We start from the raw sequence: 15,595 nt of genomic DNA on the forward strand, positions 1-15,595 counted from the left end.
TTTTGAATAAAAGACCTGTAATGTCAACCTCAACTATTTGCCATTAACTTTTAACAGTCTCTTTCTGAAGCGCCTTGATCTCTGCTATTATCTTTTCAGGGTCGACATTATGCATGGCAGAGCCGAAAGTAATTGATTCGACATTGATCCCCGGACATGTAAAACATCCGTTGCCGAAGTACTTCTTTATTACGTCCTGCGCGCCCGGCACCTCTTTGATCAGTTCCCCGATAACTGAATTTTTTGTAATTTCCATCTTAACACCTCCATATTTATGAGCATCGCCTGCCCTGTTTTTATCTCTCTGAACTTATTGTATTACGTCCCGCAGGCGGTGTCTATGATGCAAATCATAAGCTACATCTGAACCGGCTTTATCGTCTTCAGTATATTAAAGGCGAAGAGGATGACCGCGATAAGCGAGAGCGCTGCTGAGAGCATGAGTATAGGGCCTGCTATTCCTGCGGCATATCCTACTATCGTCATGGGCCATGTTGTTGCCATGCCGATCAGCCCGGCGTTTGAGAGCCAGAACTGGACATTCATTATCTTCGGGCTGTATATATGAACACCGCTGAACTTCGGGAGTATGTGATAACCGACCCCGTATATCATCATTGTCATGAAACCCAGGAGGTTAAAGTGCACGTGTATATCTTTATAGATCCCGGATTCTTCAGGCCATATGAACATTCCCATTCCCAAAGCCGCGCCTGCGACAAAGTATATGACGCTCATTCTCAGATACCAGACAACTATCTTATCCAATTTCGCCCCTCCTTAACTCTTCACTTTTAACTTTCAATTCTTAACTTCTAACCTGCTCTACAGATTTCACCTCAGGCACTTCCTGCTTGAGAGTCTCTTCGATCGCGTTCTTAAGCGTCATCGTCGCACCCGGACATCCTGAGCATGCGCCCTTGAGCCTGACCTTTACCACTCCGTCATCCGTAACCTCAACAAGCTCAACATCCCCTCCGTCCCGCTGAAGAAACGGCCTCACCTTTCCCAATACCTTCTCAACTCTTTCCTTTAACATAACTCCTCCTTTTAGTTCGATGATTTAATGATATGATGTTTTAGACTGATAGTCTATGATATTAATCATAAGGTTCTTTATAAATTATAACAGTTCAATTTTTTGCCTCTGTCAGTTTACCACTGATAAATTTATGAATTATGCTGGAAACATATGTCTGATAAGGCAACCCCTCGTTAACCGCTTTTCTCTGCAATTCAGTTAAGTCTCTTTCGGAAATTCTTATATTCAGTCTTTTATCTTTCTTCAGAGTATTCCGCGCGTATCTCATCAGTTCTGCTTTTCTTTTTGAAAGGTTCTTTACCGGAACCCATTCACCTTTTTCAAAGCTGTCTAAAATCGTTTGTTCTTCTTTAGTTAATTTAGTTTTCATTTTTCTCCTCCAAAATAAATCGCTGTCGCCTTTCTGCTGGGTATAATGGTTTTTAGAAATATTTCTTCATCATTCTCGGCATAAGGGACAAGGTATGCGTAATTATTTATTCCGATTACCATTATCCGCTGTTCAGGATACCGTTTCTGATTTGGATGCAGAAAGTCGTCCATGATATCGCCTTTTTCAATATAAAAAACTATATCCTCGAAGCAGATTCCTCTTGATTCTTTTAGTTTCAGACTTTTTTCTGTATCCCAATTTATCTGCTTCATTTATTAATAAATTACCACATTGTGTGCTTTTTGGGCAACAAACAGTAAATGTAAAATATTTCTTGTCTTTAATAGGCAGAACGTACTATGATTAGTAAGTTTTTCAATGGATGGGTAGACAGGGGTAGGAAATATCTTTCTGATAATTTTAAGAACGGAAATACGGACAAATGATAGCCATTGGAATTTTACTCTATATAGTTTTAGCTTTTTATATAGTCAAGTGGGTCTGGCAGAAGAAGAGGAGTGTATTGCTTGCGGCGTCTACTGCAGTCATTATTCTCCTTCTTGCCACATGGGACAATATAATCGGCAATATCATGTTTAACCGTATTTGCAAAGAAGAAGCAGGAGAGAAGATTTATAGGACAGTGGAGAATGTGGAGGGATATTTTGATGAGAGCAATACATTGGGGTGTGCAGGGGATTGCAGGGAACTTCTATTTAGCGGGGAATATAAATATATAGAAGTTAAAATCCCCGATGCTGAAAGAAAACAATATTTGTTTGGATCAACAAGTAGAGATTTTTTAGTAGAAGGCACTGGAAGTTATCGCTTTTATGTCGATCAAAAAGGCTCACAATTTTGTGACTTATATTACGAAAAAAGAACAAAGATAAAAGCTGATTCTCATTTAAAGGACTATCCTGTTGATGTTTGCATTGCAGGCGAAAAAGTTGACTCTTTGAAAAGCAGATATTCGTACCGTGAAGGTGACTCAAAAGAGCAGTTTCCATTTAGTGCAAGGAAAGACACTGTTATAAAAGATAGGCTGACTGGAGAAGTCATGGGGATGGCTACAAGTTTTGGTAATCATGGAGGTTGGATAAATTACTATTATTATGGCGGAGTATTCGGTTCTGAAAAAGGATGTTCAGGGATAGCGTCAGATGTTCATAGGAAAATACGGACTAATGTATTAAGACCAATTAAATAGAACAAATAACGTCAGATATAACTATTGACATTTGGTGCAGTCAAGACATGACTTCTCTCTCGAAGAAGAATTGCAGTATCTGGTTTTGCTTGTGAAGTTAAGGATTTTGGGTATGATATAATGGGCTGTATGAAGGTGTGTGATTGGTTTTCTTTAAGAGCATGTAACATCCGGCTGTGGTAAGATAAATATGGCAACTAAGGTTAAAAATGAAAAAGACAAAAACACCCCAGAACATAGTCGAAAAGTGGCGGACAAGCCTGACACCGGAAGAGCGAAAGATGCGTTATCTGGAAAGCATTCCGAAACAGGTACACGCCTCAATGGCGTTCGAGGGCGAACCCGTAAGCCTAAAGATGCTGAAAGAATATCTGAAGAGTCTGAATCCTGTTTGACAAAATCCCTCATCTCCCTTAATATTTAGTTCAGTCATTTCAATAGAGTAAATCTTTATTGCGAGTTATCCCTTATGAATTTACAGGACTTGATTTTAAAACTTCAGTCATTCTGGTCTGAGCAGGGCTGTGTCATGCAGCAGCCGTATGATACAGAGGTCGGGGCAGGCACGTTCAACCCGGCGACATTCTTCCGTGTGCTCGGGCCTGAGCCGTGGAAGGCAGCGTATGTCGAGCCGTCGAGAAGGCCGACTGACGGCAGGTATGGCAAGAACCCGAACAGGCTTCAGCACTACTACCAGTTTCAGGTGATACTGAAACCCTCGCCGGATAACATTCAGGATATATATTTAAAGAGCCTTGCTGCAATGAAGATAGACCTCATTGACCACGACATACGTTTTGTTGAGGATGACTGGGAGTCGCCTACACTCGGCGCATGGGGGCTCGGCTGGGAGGTGTGGCTTGACGGAATGGAGATTACACAGTTCACATATTTTCAGCAGGTCGGTGGTATTGAACTTAAGCCTGTCTCGGTTGAGGTCACATACGGGCTTGAGCGCATAGCGATGTATTTGCAGGGCGTTGATAATGTATATGACCTGAAGTGGAACGATGATATCTCATACGGCGATGTGCATCACCGCTCTGAGGTGGAGTTCTCAACCTACAACTTTGACGAGGCTGATATCGGCATGCACCTGAAGCTCTTTGAGATGTATGAGAAGGAATCCCTTGACATGATAAAGAAAGGCCTTGTGCTTCCTTCATATGACTGCTGCCTCAAGTGTTCTCATGTATTCAACATGCTTGATGCGCGCGGCGCGCTGAGCGTCACAGAAAGAACCAAGTATATCGGCAAAGTGAGGAACCTTGCCAAACGCTGCGCAGTAGGTTATCTGAAACAGCGCGAGGAGATGGAGTTCCCTCTCCTGAAAAAAGTTAAATAATTATGAAACAGTTTTTACTTGAGATAGGCACTGAAGAGATACCTGCAAGGTTTATAAAAGGCGGCCTTGATTCGCTGAATACCGGCTTTATAAACTTCTTGACGCAGGAAGCCATAACTTATGGAAAGATAAAGTTATTTGCAACGCCTCGAAGGCTTGCGATAATTATAGACGATGTGGCTGAAAAGCAGGATGACAGGGTGAAGGAGATGGTCGGCCCTCCAAAGAGCATAGCCTATGATAAAGACGGCGGGCTGACAAAGGCGGCTATCGGTTTTGCAAAGTCAGCAGGCATCGATGCTTCCGAACTCAAGGTTCTGAAGAATGAACGCGGCGAGTACCTTCAGGCTGTTGTTCAGGTTCCGGGGATGGATACAAAGGATCTCTTTTCAAGGTCTCTTCCCGGCTTAATCACATCACTGTACTTCCCGAAGACCATGAGGTGGGCCGGTTACTCCACTAAGTTCGTAAGGCCTGTCCGCTGGATACTGGCGCTTATGGGAAGCGATGTCATACAGTTTGAGCTTGAGGGGATAAAGAGCAGCAATCTTACTCACGGCCATCGTTTCTCATCTCCGCAGCCGGTCAAGGTGGCTGACCCGTCTGCATACGCGTCTCTTCTTAACAGGAACAAGGTCATAGCTGATCTGCAGAAGAGGAAAGATATAATTGCCGCTGAGATAAAGAAGGTGGAGCAGGCTGAAGCGTGCATCGTTCACGAGGATGAGGAACTTCTTGATACGGTCGTATCTCTGGTTGAATACCCCACAGTCATTGTAGGTGAATTTGATAATGACTATCTGCTGCTTCCGAAAGAGCTTCCCATAACGGTCATGAGGACACACCAGAAGTATTTTTCCCTTGAAGACATGAACGGCAATCTCCTTCCGAAGTTCATCGTTGTCAGCAATTCTGTCTCTGACAATAAAGAGACTGTAAGAAAAGGCAATGAGCGTGTTATCAGGGCGAGGCTTGAGGACGCAAGGTTTTACTACAACGATGACCTTAAGAAGTCCTTATGGGAATCCAAGGATGAACTCAAGAATGTAACATTTCAGGAGGAGCTCGGGAGTATATTTGACAAGCTTGAGAGGGTCTCATTCATATGCTCGTTCATCGCCGACAAACTGGACTTCAAGGATGAGGAAAAACTCCTGAGGGCGGCGATGCTCTCAAAGGCAGACCTTGTCTCCGGTGTTGTTGGCGAGTTCCCCGAGCTTCAGGGTTATATGGGGAAGGTGTACGCGATCAATTCCGGAGAAGATGAAGAAGTTGCATCAGCTATATATGAGCACTACTTGCCGAGGTTTGCCGAGGACGCGCTTCCTTCATCCGACATTGGCAGCATCATCTCAATAGCGGACAAGGCGGACAACATAGCAGCATTCTTCTTTTTAGGCATGATACCAACAGGCTCGGAAGACCCTTTTGCTCTCAGGCGGCAGGCGGCAGGCATAATCAGGATACTTCAGGAGAGGGACTACCCGCTTACGCTTGAAAATATTATCGAGAACGCTCTCAAGAGCCTCGAGAGCCACACGCCGTCAATTAAGTCGCTCACTGAAAAGATACTTGTCTTTTTCAACCAGAGGCTTGAGGGGATACTCCTCTCTCAGGGATACAGCTATGACACTGTCAATGCCGTACTCTCGGTCAAGGGGCTGACCATGAAGGAGATAAAAGAGAAGATGGATATCCTCTCCGTCATGCGTAAGGAAGCCGGTTTTGAAGGGCTTCTCACTTCAGCAAAGAGGGTCTATAACATTCTCGGCGAGAGCAAGGCAGGCGAGGTCAGGCAGGAGCTCTTTCTTGAAGAATCGGAAAAGGCGCTCTTTGATTCCGCCGACAGTCTTTGTAAGGAGATGGACGGGAATGACTTTTCCGGGCTGTTCATGCTTCAGGAGCCTGTCAATACCTTTTTTGACAAGGTGCTTGTGATGGACAAGGACGCTGCCGTAAAGGCCAACAGGCTTGCTCTGCTTTCCAAAGTAAAAAGCATTTTTGATACGCTCGCGGACTTCTCAAAGATAGTGCAGTAATATAATAGTAACTGCCAGGTATCAAAATATTTTCTTATTAAGCCATTAATTCCCCTGTTCTATTGATTTTTTCGGGATTTTTGATTCCTGATATGCTAAAATAATCAACTTTTCGTCATTGAAATCCAGACATAAATTAATTCTTAACTTTTTCGCCTCAGGTGAACCTGCCTGTCGGCAGACAGGTCAGCCGGGGCTGATAAGTTTCAACTTTAAAATATCTTTAATAGGAGGAGTTTTAGAATGGCTAAGAAATATGTCTATTTTTTCGGTGCCGGAAAGGCTGACGGCAAGTCTGAGATGAAGAACCTGCTTGGAGGCAAGGGCGCTAACCTCGCTGAGATGGCAGGCCATCCAAAACTTAAACTTCCTGTCCCGCCGGGATTCACCATCACCACAGAGGTCTGCACAGAGTATTACAAAAATAACCGCAAGTATCCGAAGGAACTTCAGGGAGAGGTTGACAAGGCTATCTCCATGGTCGAGAAGATCATAGGCAAGAAGTTCGGTGACGTTGAAGACCCGCTGCTTTTTTCAGTCCGCTCAGGTGCAAGGAGCTCTATGCCGGGCATGATGGAGACGGTGCTTAACTGCGGGCTTACTTCAAAGACGATACCGGGGCTTATCAGAAAGACCGGCAACCCGCGCTTTGTATATGATTCATACAGAAGGCTCATGATGATGTACTCGGATGTTGTTATGGAGAAGGCAGCCGGAATAGAGCCGCAGGATGGACACGGCATACGCCACAAGCTCGAATCAGCGCTTGAGAGTATGAAGAAGGCGAAGGGCTACAAGAGCGATATTGACCTTTCCGTGCTTGACCTCAGGAAGCTGTGCGAAGAGTACAAGGTGATAATAAAAAAGACACTGAAGAAGGATTTTCCCGATGATCCGCACAAACAGCTTTGGGGAGGTATCAGCGCTGTATTTCAGTCATGGATGGGAAAGCGTGCGGTTTCATACAGAAAGATAGAGAAGCTTCCGGACTGGTGGGGCACTGCTGTGAACGTTCAGGCCATGGTCTTTGGAAATACAGGAGACAACTCTGCCACAGGAGTTGCCTTTACGCGTAACCCGGCAACAGGAGAGAACATGTTCTTCGGCGAGTGGCTTCCGAATGCGCAGGGCGAGGATGTTGTTGCCGGCCTGAGGACTCCAAATCCTGTCAACAAGTCAGGCAAGACAGATGACACCAGGCACCTGCCTTCTCTTGAAGAGGCTATGCCCAAGCTGTACAAAGAGCTGTACGGGTACCAGAAGAGGCTTGAGAATCACTATAAGGATATGCAGGACATAGAGTTCACTATAGAGGACGGCAGGCTCTGGATGCTTCAGACAAGGGTGGGCAAGCGTAACGGACAGGCTGCCATCCGCATGGCGGTTGAGATGGCAAAGCAGAAGCTCATCACAAAAGAGACGGCGATATTAAGGGTCAGGCCGGACCAGATAGACGAACTACTCCATCCGAGCGTTGACCCCGCGGCAGAGAAGAAGGCTGTAGGGCTCGGCAAGGGGCTACCCGCAGGGCCGGGAGGCGCGAGGGGAAGGGTTGTTCTAACAGCTGACGAGGCAGAGGCATGGGCAAAGAAGGGTGAGAAGGTCATACTCGTAAGGACCGAGACCTCTCCTGAAGATGTGCACGGCATGCACGCAGCCGAGGCTATACTCACCGCAAAGGGCGGAATGACAAGCCATGCGGCGCTCGTTGCGCGCGGTTGGGGCAAGTGCTGCATAGTCGGATGCTCAGAGCTTCAGATAGACCTCAAGTCAAAGAAGATAAATGTGAACGGCAGGACGATAAAGCAGGGCGACTGGATAACACTTAACGGTACAAAGGGAAGGGTATATGAGGGAAGCCTCGCGCTTCTGCCTGCGGATCCCGAGCACAATAAATGGTATAAAGAGCTCATGACATGGGCTGACAATATCAGGTTCATAAAGGTCAGGACGAATGCTGAATCACCGGCAGATGCAGAGGCAGCGGTAAAGTTCGGCGCTGAGGGCATAGGCCTCTGCAGGACAGAGCACATGTTCTTCGGGCCTGACAGGATAAAGGCTGTTCGTGAGATGATCCTCTCTGATACGCTTGAGGGGAGGCAGAAGGCGCTTGCAAAGCTCCTGCCGTTCCAGAAGAAGGACTTCCTCGGCATATTCAAGGCTATGGCAGGAAAGCCTGTCACAATAAGGCTGCTGGATCCGCCGCTCCACGAGTTTCTCCCGCATACAGACGATGAACTGAAGTCACTCGCAAAGAGCATGAATGTGGACTTCAAGGATCTGAAGGCAAAGAATGAATCACTGCATGAGTTCAATCCTATGCTCGGGCACAGGGGATGCCGCCTCGGAGTCACCTTCCCTGAGATATACGCGATGCAGGCAAGGGCTATCATGGAGGCCGCATGCGAGTTAAAGCGGAAGAAGGTAAATGTAATCCCTGAGATAATGATACCGCTTGTAGGGCATGTAAAAGAGCTTGAGTTAATGAAGAAGGTCGTGGTTGACGCAGTGACCGAGGCGCAGGCCAAGGCTAAGGTGAAGGTTCAATATCTGGTAGGCACGATGATAGAGCTTCCCCGCGCATGCGTCACATCAGATGAGATAGCAGAGGTGGCTGACTTCTACTCATTCGGGACTAACGACCTTACGCAGACCGTCTTCGGGCTTTCCCGTGATGATGCCGGAAGGTTCCTTCCTCAGTATGTGGAGCAGGGCATACTCGCAGAAGACCCGTTCGTATCCATTGATGTGGACGGTGTCGGCCCGCTTATGAAGACCGCTGTTGAACTTGGCAGGGGGGTCAAGAAGAATCTTAAGCTCGGCATCTGCGGAGAGCACGGCGGAGAGCCGAAGTCTGTGGAGTTCTGCCACAACATAGGGCTTGATTATGTAAGCTGCTCGCCATTCCGTGTGCCTATCGCGAGGTTTGCTGCTGCTCAGGCTCAGTTGAGGAATAAGAGAACGAAGTAAGTTGTTCAGATATTAACTTAAAAGCGGTCTTGGCAACAGGGCCGCTTTTTTTATTTTCTGATTTCCTGTTTCATATATAATAATGGCAGGACTATATGGAATTTAAGAGCAAAACACAAAAGAAGAAAGAGGCGCTCTCTTTGCAAAAGCTCGGTGAGAAGCTCGTAAAGCTCTCAGCCGAGCAGATCAGTTATATAGATATGCCTAAGGAGATACTTGAGGCTGTTACCTTTGCAAAAAAAATAAGAAGCCACGGCGCCCTTAAAAGGCAGATGCAGTATATAGGAACGCTGATGCGGAATGTCGATTCCGGCCCTATTGAGGAGGCGGTTTCTAAAATAGAGGCCGGAACCATGCAGAATACCGAGGCGTTCAAAGAGACAGAGAGATTGCGTGAAGAGCTTATAGGCGGCAACGATGCGCTCATGGAAGAGATATTGATAAAATTACCCGAAGCCGAATGTGGCCAATTCATAAAGCTTGTCAGGTCCGCCAGAAATGAGATATTAAGTTATAAACCTCCGCGCGCATCACGCGCATTATTTCGTTATCTGAAAAATCTCAGCGCTTAAAGAATGACAGCGGAGCTTTATTGATTCAGCCTCCTTAATGTATAGTATTAGTAGTGAAATTCGAAGAGCTTAACATCCCCGAAAAGGTCATGCAGGGAATCAGGGCGGCAGGGTTTACAGAATGTACTCCTGTGCAGGCGATGACACTCCCCGATGCGCTGTCAGGCGCGGACATTGCCGCACAGGCACAGACCGGCACCGGAAAGACTGCGGCATTTCTTATCGCAATATTCTCGCGGATGCTTAATAAGCCCAGGCCGGAACGCGGCCTCTCACCCCGCGCACTCATTATAGCTCCTACCAGGGAACTCGTAGTTCAGATATCCAATGAGGCGAAACTGCTGGGCGGTTCCGCAGGATTCACTATACTGCCTGTCTTCGGCGGCATCGATTATATGAAGCAGCGCGAGGAGATATCAAAGGGTGTTGACGTTCTCATAGGAACGCCCGGCAGGCTGATAGATTATTTAAAGCAGAAGGCCTACAGCCTGAAGAAGACGGAGTTCCTCGTGATCGATGAGGCAGACAGGATGTTCAATATGGGATTCATCGCGGACATTCGTTTTCTCCTCAGGAGGATGGCGCCTTATGACCAGCGGCAGTCGATGCTCTTTTCCGCCACGCTTTCACACAGGGTACATGAACTGTGCTATGAACACATGAACATGCCCAAGCAGTTCTCGCTCACGCCCGAACAGGTGACAGTGAAGCAGATAGAGCAGAGGCTCTATCACGTCGGTTCATCAGAGAAGTTCGGCCTTCTTCTCGGAATCCTCAAAAATGAACCTGCCGGCCGTTACCTTATCTTCTGCAACACCAGGGCTGCGACTGAGAGGCTTGACCGACTCCTGAACGCCAATGGCTTTGCAGCTGCTTCTATAACAGGAAACCTGGACCAGAATAAGCGCATGAAGGTGCTCTCCCTTTTTAAAGGCGGCACGCTGCCGATACTCATAGCCACGGATGTGGCGAGCCGGGGCATACATATTGAAGATGTGACTCACGTAATCAACTACGATCTGCCTCAGGATCCTGAGGACTATGTACACCGTATTGGCAGGACAGCCCGTGCCGGTGCCGAAGGAAAGGCGATAAGCCTTGCATGCGATGAATATGTATATTCACTTCATGATATAGAGGCGTATATCAAACAGAACATACCTGTGACGCAGATCACCGATGAGATGATAGTTACAGGTTATCGCAGGAGGTCGGCGGTGCCGGCCGGCAAAGAATCAGCTCCGGCGAAGCAGCGCCACGCTGCAGGCCCTAAAAAATTAGCGGCAGGGCAGGGGCCGCACAGAAGAGAAAGACATCCTCAAAAGTCAGGTTCCGGGCGCACTGAGAGAAGAAAGGCCTTTAATAAACCTGCCGGCCGGCCTTCAACAAAGAGCTGATCTGATCTTGCCTATTTGCCCGCATGCGCATATCTCTGCTGCTTCACATTTTTTTTCAGGATATGTTAATATCTCCACACATTTTCTGAAAAAATATATTTTATTCAAAAATAAAAAAATAATGGCTGGGAGAGTATGAGTGATGGGAAAGATGAAACGTTCTAAAAATAAACAATTCACAGACGCTGATATTGATCAATTTTGCCAGAGCGTAGAAGAGATACTGGTTAAGATCAAGGACAAGAACAGCACTAAAAAAGGCAAGAAAGTGAAGGTTAAAGACCTGCTGATCTCAGAAGTAGATATCGACGATGATATTGTTTCCTTAGATGATGATGACCTGCTGAGCTTCCATGATTAACCTGCGCGTTTAGTCCTGTACCCCATCTTTTCAAGCACCTGTATCAGTATACCGCAGTGGTCGCCCTGGATCTCCAGTGATGTATCCCTGACTGTGCCTCCTGTGCCGAGCTTTGCCTTAAGCTGTTTCAGGAGGGCTTCAATCTCCTGCTGCGGCATAATGAGTCCTTCTACAAGAGTTACCGACTTCCCGGCCCTTGCTTTCCGGTCAAGCCTGACGGTCAACTTTTGTTGCGCAGGCGGCAGGCTTGCAGACATACTCTTTTTTTCAGGCTTCTCTTTCCGCTGGATCGCCTGTTCAGTTGAGTAGACCAGTCTTGAATCTTTATCAGGCATAATTACTATCTTATGAATATTTTATAGTAACTTCGTAGTTGATAACTGAGTCGCATGCTGAATTATGATTGCCTTCGCAACTCAGGTCTCCTTTAGACGTCTTGCTTTGATTGCTGATCATAGAGGTTATTACGTGAGAAAGGTCAAACCCACCTTCAACACAGTTATTGCTCAGGCAGTCAATATTGAAAAAAGCATAACTGGCGGGAGTGAAATTAACGACCCTGTTCAATGACTTGCTCAGATTTTTCTGATGATAGACCATGCTGATCTCGATCTTTTCAACTCCGGGGTAATGTTCAGCCACAGAGCCTTCATCGATCTTATGCTGCTGTCTTTCTCTCCTTGCCTCATTCTTTCTCTTAGTCATATTCATGTTCATCCCTCCAATAAAAAAGACCACAAGGTCTGAAAGTCCTTGTGGTTTTCAACAATTAAATCAGCTTCTAACCGTGATTTACTATAACATTTCAAGAGGTGTTTCGGCAATGCGGTGGAAACATCACCTCTTCATTCTCTCATAAGTCTCGTTGAATTTCATGGCAACCTGTTTGAAGGCATTCAGTATTTGAGGGTCAAAGTGATGCGGCATGGTCCTGCCGTCCCCCTCTGTGATGATTTTATATGTTGTTTCATGATCAAAGGCCGGTTTGTAGATGCGGCGGGTTCTAAGCGCGTCATACTGGTCGGCAATGTTCATGATCCTGCCGGAGATTGGTATCGCTTCACCCTTTAAGCCGTTTGGATAGCCGCTGCCGTCCCATCTTTCGTGATGTGATATGGCTATCTCCTTTGCCATAGACAGCCTGACATGGTCGCCGATGATCATTGTGCCGTATAGTGTGTGTTTCTTAATATCCTCAAATTCCTCGGGCGTGAGCTTGCCGGGCTTTTTAAGTATTTCTGGAGGGATATGTATCTTTCCAACGTCATGCATCTGCGCCTGGAGCCTGATCAGGTTTGTGAACTTTTCAGGCATCCCGATCTGTCCGGCGATAAGTTCGCAATATTCGCCGACTCTTACAATGTGCTCTCCAGTGTCTTCATCATTCACTTCCGCCGCGCGCGCAAGCGCATGGACAGTATACGCAAAGGCATCATCAGTCTCACTGATCTGAAGAGCTAACGACTTGAGAAACATGCTTTGCATAACCAGGTTGTTTAAGACCGCTACATCATAAGAAGAAACACTCCTGCCGTAATTGACTGTATGAATACAGAGGAACTGGCTGCTGTAGCGGACATAATTTTGAACATCAATGCCGATAGCTTTTAATGTTTTGACATGTTTTTGATATCCCGGTTCTTTGAGGCTAATCGAATTAGCATGCATAATCGGTAAGCTGTCGCCAGTCTCATCCAGACAGTGGTGAAGGCCGCCTTTATATGAAACCTTTTCAAGTGAGCCATGCCGGAATTCATACTTAATCAATTCCGAAGCCTCTTTGTTACCGGAAATTCTCAAGACTACTATCTCGGGTTTTCCAATATCTTCATCATTTTTTCTGATAATCTGTTCTACGATCTTTTCTAAGCAAACTTTTAAATTAAAATGCAGAGGATCAAAGGATTCAATCATCTTCTCGCCAAAAGATGTAAGGTAATTGATGTTGTCGTATGCAATGCTCAGCCTCTCATTTAACTCCTTAACTTTCAGCAGCATCCTTATCCGCGCGAGCACCTCGGCCTGGTCAAAGGGCTTTGAAATGAAGTCCTCTGCGCCTGCCTCAATGCTCTTTACCCTGTCTTCTTTGGACTGCAGGGCGGTTATCATGATCACTGGCGTGCTTTTATACCGGTTATCTTCCTTGATCTTTCTGCAGACCTCATATCCATTCATGTCCGGCATCATAACATCGAGCAGTATGAGGTCTATTCTGTCTTCATTTATTTTTTCGAGCGCTGCACTGCCGTTTTCAGCCTTAATGACCTCATATCCCCTCGGCACAAGCAATGCCTCAAGAAGCTTGAGGTTTGCCGGCTCGTCATCGACGCATAGTATCCGGGTTTTATTATTCATATTTCACCTCTAATTATAGGCAGTGTAAATGTGAAGGTACTTCCTTTGCCGAATTCGCTCTCTACCCGTATCCTGCCGCCCAGCAACTCAACAAGTTTCTTTGTGAGTATCAAACCAATGCCTGTGCCGCTGTATTTTTTCGTATACGGAGACTCTAACTGTGAGAATGGCTGAAAAAGCTTATCAATATTTTCAGGTTTTATACCTATGCCGGTGTCGGCAACGCTGATTTCGATGAAATCCCGACCCCCCATCTCCCCCCTTGTCAAGGGGGGACTTAAGGGGGGTAATTCTTCACTATTAACCAACCGCGCAGCGACGCGCACGCTTCCCCCGTCCGGAGTAAACTTCACGGCGTTATCTATGAGATGGAACAGTATCTGGGTGAGTTTGCCGGTATCGGTTTCAAGCTCGATGTCAGCGTCTGGCTCTATCTGAAGAGTGAATTTCAGGTTTTGACTTATTGATTTCTCATTAAAGATGGCGGCTGAAGATATCAGGGCATCCTTCAGAAGAAACCTGTTCACTCTTAACTCGTCTTTTCCTGATTCGGTTCTCACAAGATCGAGCATATTTCTTATGAGACTTAACAGGTGTATGCCGCTCTGAAGGATATTACTCACATATTCCTGCTGATGAGTATTCAACTCTCCATAGAGGCCGTCTTTAAGCACTTGCGAAAAACCGATGACAGAATTAAGAGGGGTAGTCAGTTCATGGCTCATGTTCGCAAGAAACTCTGACTTTGTCCTGTTTGCCGCCTCTGCTGTAATAAGTGCATCTTGCATTTGTTCCTCGGCCTGTCTCCGCTCGGTGACGTCTCTGAATATGCCCACAAGATATTTTTTCCCTTTTAATATAACGGGAAATCCGCTGATATCCGTGTAAAAGATGCTGCCGTCCTTTCTCTTCACGGGGATATCAGTCGTATGCGTGATATCTTTCCTGGATTGTTTTTCAAAAATTTCCAAAACATATGAGAGGTTTTCCTTCGGGTGAATATCCATAACCCCGAGCGTACTGATCTCTTCCGGGCTATACCCCAACATTCGGCTAATTGTCTTATTGCCGAGGTAAAATCTTTTATTCTCTAAATCGGCCAGCAGGATGCCGTCGGCTGCATTGTCAAAAATCGTTTTAAACCGTTCCTCGCTTTCCCTTATTGCTTCATTAGCGTTTGTCAGTTCTGCGGTGCGCTCCTCAACTCTGCATTCCAGTTCTTTGTTGAGTTGCCGGAGTTCTTCCCTGCTCTCCCTTAGTAGGGCTTCATTCTGTTTTTTCTTTACGTTATGGATGGCAAAATTCAGGAATATAATGCAAACCAGAATGTTATATGAAATACCCACGATGAAATGCTCTGTATCAAAATATGAAATTTCAGGATGGAGTACAATGTCCACAATAGCGTTCAAATTGCCGGTCAGCAAAATTACCGCAATAAAGAACGCGATCTTGGAAATAGTCGCCTCCTGCCGTATTGCAGACAGAAGTGACACGGTTTTGATCGTTATTGTGCTGCTCATCAACTACACTCCTAAATACATTTGTACAATCTTTGGCAGCGCTCTGGTATCCATCGGCTTTGCTATATAGTCATCAAAGCCTGCCGCCAGTATCTTGTCCCGGTCGCCGGACATTGCAAAGGATGTTAAAGCGATAACTTTGATATCTCTTGTCGCGGGATCCTCCCGCAGAAGTTTAAGCGCTGTAAAGCCGTCCATGACCGGCATCTGGATATCCATCAGGATAAGGTCCGGCAACTGTTCAAAGGCAGATTTCACAGCATCCTCTCCGTTTTCAGCCTCAATGACCTCGTATTTGTAATACTTCAGGACGTCTACTATCAAGCGCCGGTTCTTTTTATTGTCCTCTACAACAAGAATTTTTATCATGCTATATTCTCCTTTCTCCCGCCCCGTGCCGAAGTGTCG

At 46.2% G+C, this 15,595-nt stretch carries 18 protein-coding genes; 8 read left to right on the plus strand and 10 right to left on the minus strand.

Annotated elements, in window-relative coordinates:
• Positions 1-43: 43 nt before the first annotated feature.
• From HY807_06370 to HY807_06390, 5 genes are all read right to left on the minus strand, one after another.
• Positions 44-256, minus strand: a complete 213-nt coding sequence (locus HY807_06370) for a DUF1858 domain-containing protein (protein MBI4826030.1) — start codon at positions 254-256, stop codon at positions 44-46.
• Positions 257-357: 101 nt separating this feature from the next.
• Positions 358-768: a cbb3-type cytochrome c oxidase subunit I gene (locus tag HY807_06375; GenBank protein MBI4826031.1), complete on the minus strand. Its 411-nt coding sequence runs from the start codon at positions 766-768 to the stop codon at positions 358-360.
• A gap of 40 nt (positions 769-808) precedes the next feature.
• The gene (locus tag HY807_06380) at positions 809-1,039 is read right to left on the minus strand and encodes a NifU family protein (GenBank protein ID MBI4826032.1); all 231 of its coding nucleotides are present in this window, start codon (positions 1,037-1,039) and stop codon (positions 809-811) included.
• Positions 1,040-1,133: 94 nt separating this feature from the next.
• Entirely contained in the window at positions 1,134-1,412 is a 279-nt protein-coding gene (locus HY807_06385) for an antitoxin (GenBank protein ID MBI4826033.1), read from the minus strand.
• Positions 1,409-1,687 (minus strand): BrnT family toxin, encoded by a 279-nt coding sequence (locus HY807_06390; GenBank protein MBI4826034.1) that lies wholly within the window; start codon positions 1,685-1,687, stop codon positions 1,409-1,411. The genes HY807_06385 and HY807_06390 overlap by 4 nt, the downstream gene beginning before the upstream one ends.
• Positions 1,688-1,857: 170 nt before the next feature.
• On the opposite strand from HY807_06390, the gene HY807_06395 reads away from it, so the two are divergent.
• The 8 genes from HY807_06395 (at position 1,858) to HY807_06430 (ending at position 11,309) form a co-directional block, all read left to right on the plus strand.
• Positions 1,858-2,625 carry a hypothetical protein gene (locus tag HY807_06395; GenBank protein MBI4826035.1) on the plus strand — a complete coding sequence of 256 codons (768 nt, stop codon included), beginning with the start codon at positions 1,858-1,860 and terminating at the stop codon, positions 2,623-2,625.
• A gap of 209 nt (positions 2,626-2,834) precedes the next feature.
• Positions 2,835-3,020, plus strand: a complete 186-nt coding sequence (locus tag HY807_06400) for a hypothetical protein (GenBank protein MBI4826036.1) — start codon at positions 2,835-2,837, stop codon at positions 3,018-3,020.
• A gap of 74 nt (positions 3,021-3,094) precedes the next feature.
• Positions 3,095-3,970, plus strand: coding sequence for a glycine--tRNA ligase subunit alpha (gene glyQ / locus HY807_06405; GenBank protein MBI4826037.1), 876 nt, complete (start codon positions 3,095-3,097; stop codon positions 3,968-3,970).
• 2 nt (positions 3,971-3,972) lie between these two features.
• Positions 3,973-6,009, plus strand: coding sequence for a glycine--tRNA ligase subunit beta (locus tag HY807_06410; GenBank protein MBI4826038.1), 2,037 nt, complete (start codon positions 3,973-3,975; stop codon positions 6,007-6,009).
• A 243-nt stretch (positions 6,010-6,252) separates the two neighbouring features.
• Positions 6,253-8,979, plus strand: a complete 2,727-nt coding sequence (locus tag HY807_06415) for a pyruvate, phosphate dikinase (GenBank protein MBI4826039.1) — start codon at positions 6,253-6,255, stop codon at positions 8,977-8,979.
• 95 nt (positions 8,980-9,074) lie between these two features.
• Positions 9,075-9,551: a DUF615 domain-containing protein gene (locus HY807_06420; protein MBI4826040.1), complete on the plus strand. Its 477-nt coding sequence runs from the start codon at positions 9,075-9,077 to the stop codon at positions 9,549-9,551.
• 53 nt (positions 9,552-9,604) lie between these two features.
• Complete coding sequence (locus HY807_06425) at positions 9,605-10,948, plus strand: DEAD/DEAH box helicase (GenBank protein MBI4826041.1); 1,344 nt, start codon at positions 9,605-9,607, stop codon at positions 10,946-10,948.
• Positions 10,949-11,090: 142 nt separating this feature from the next.
• Entirely contained in the window at positions 11,091-11,309 is a 219-nt protein-coding gene (locus HY807_06430; protein ID MBI4826042.1) for a hypothetical protein, read from the plus strand.
• On the opposite strand, the gene HY807_06435 is transcribed toward HY807_06430, so the two are convergent.
• From HY807_06435 to HY807_06455, 5 genes are all read right to left on the minus strand, one after another.
• Complete coding sequence (locus HY807_06435) at positions 11,306-11,644, minus strand: translation initiation factor (protein MBI4826043.1); 339 nt, start codon at positions 11,642-11,644, stop codon at positions 11,306-11,308. The genes HY807_06430 and HY807_06435 overlap by 4 nt on opposite strands.
• 10 nt (positions 11,645-11,654) lie before the next feature.
• Positions 11,655-12,020 carry a hypothetical protein gene (locus HY807_06440; protein ID MBI4826044.1) on the minus strand — a complete coding sequence of 122 codons (366 nt, stop codon included), beginning with the start codon at positions 12,018-12,020 and terminating at the stop codon, positions 11,655-11,657.
• Positions 12,021-12,146: 126 nt separating this feature from the next.
• Positions 12,147-13,664 (minus strand): response regulator, encoded by a 1,518-nt coding sequence (locus HY807_06445; GenBank protein ID MBI4826045.1) that lies wholly within the window; start codon positions 13,662-13,664, stop codon positions 12,147-12,149.
• Entirely contained in the window at positions 13,661-15,187 is a 1,527-nt protein-coding gene (locus tag HY807_06450; protein MBI4826046.1) for a PAS domain S-box protein, read from the minus strand. Before HY807_06450 ends, HY807_06445 begins: the two co-directional genes overlap by 4 nt.
• Before the next feature lie 3 nt (positions 15,188-15,190).
• Complete coding sequence (locus HY807_06455) at positions 15,191-15,556, minus strand: response regulator (protein MBI4826047.1); 366 nt, start codon at positions 15,554-15,556, stop codon at positions 15,191-15,193.
• Between the last annotated feature and the right edge of the window lie 39 nt (positions 15,557-15,595).

It is taken from the genome of Nitrospirota bacterium (assembly GCA_016207885.1).
Taxonomy (GTDB): domain Bacteria; phylum Nitrospirota; class Thermodesulfovibrionia; order UBA6902; family UBA6902; genus JACQZG01.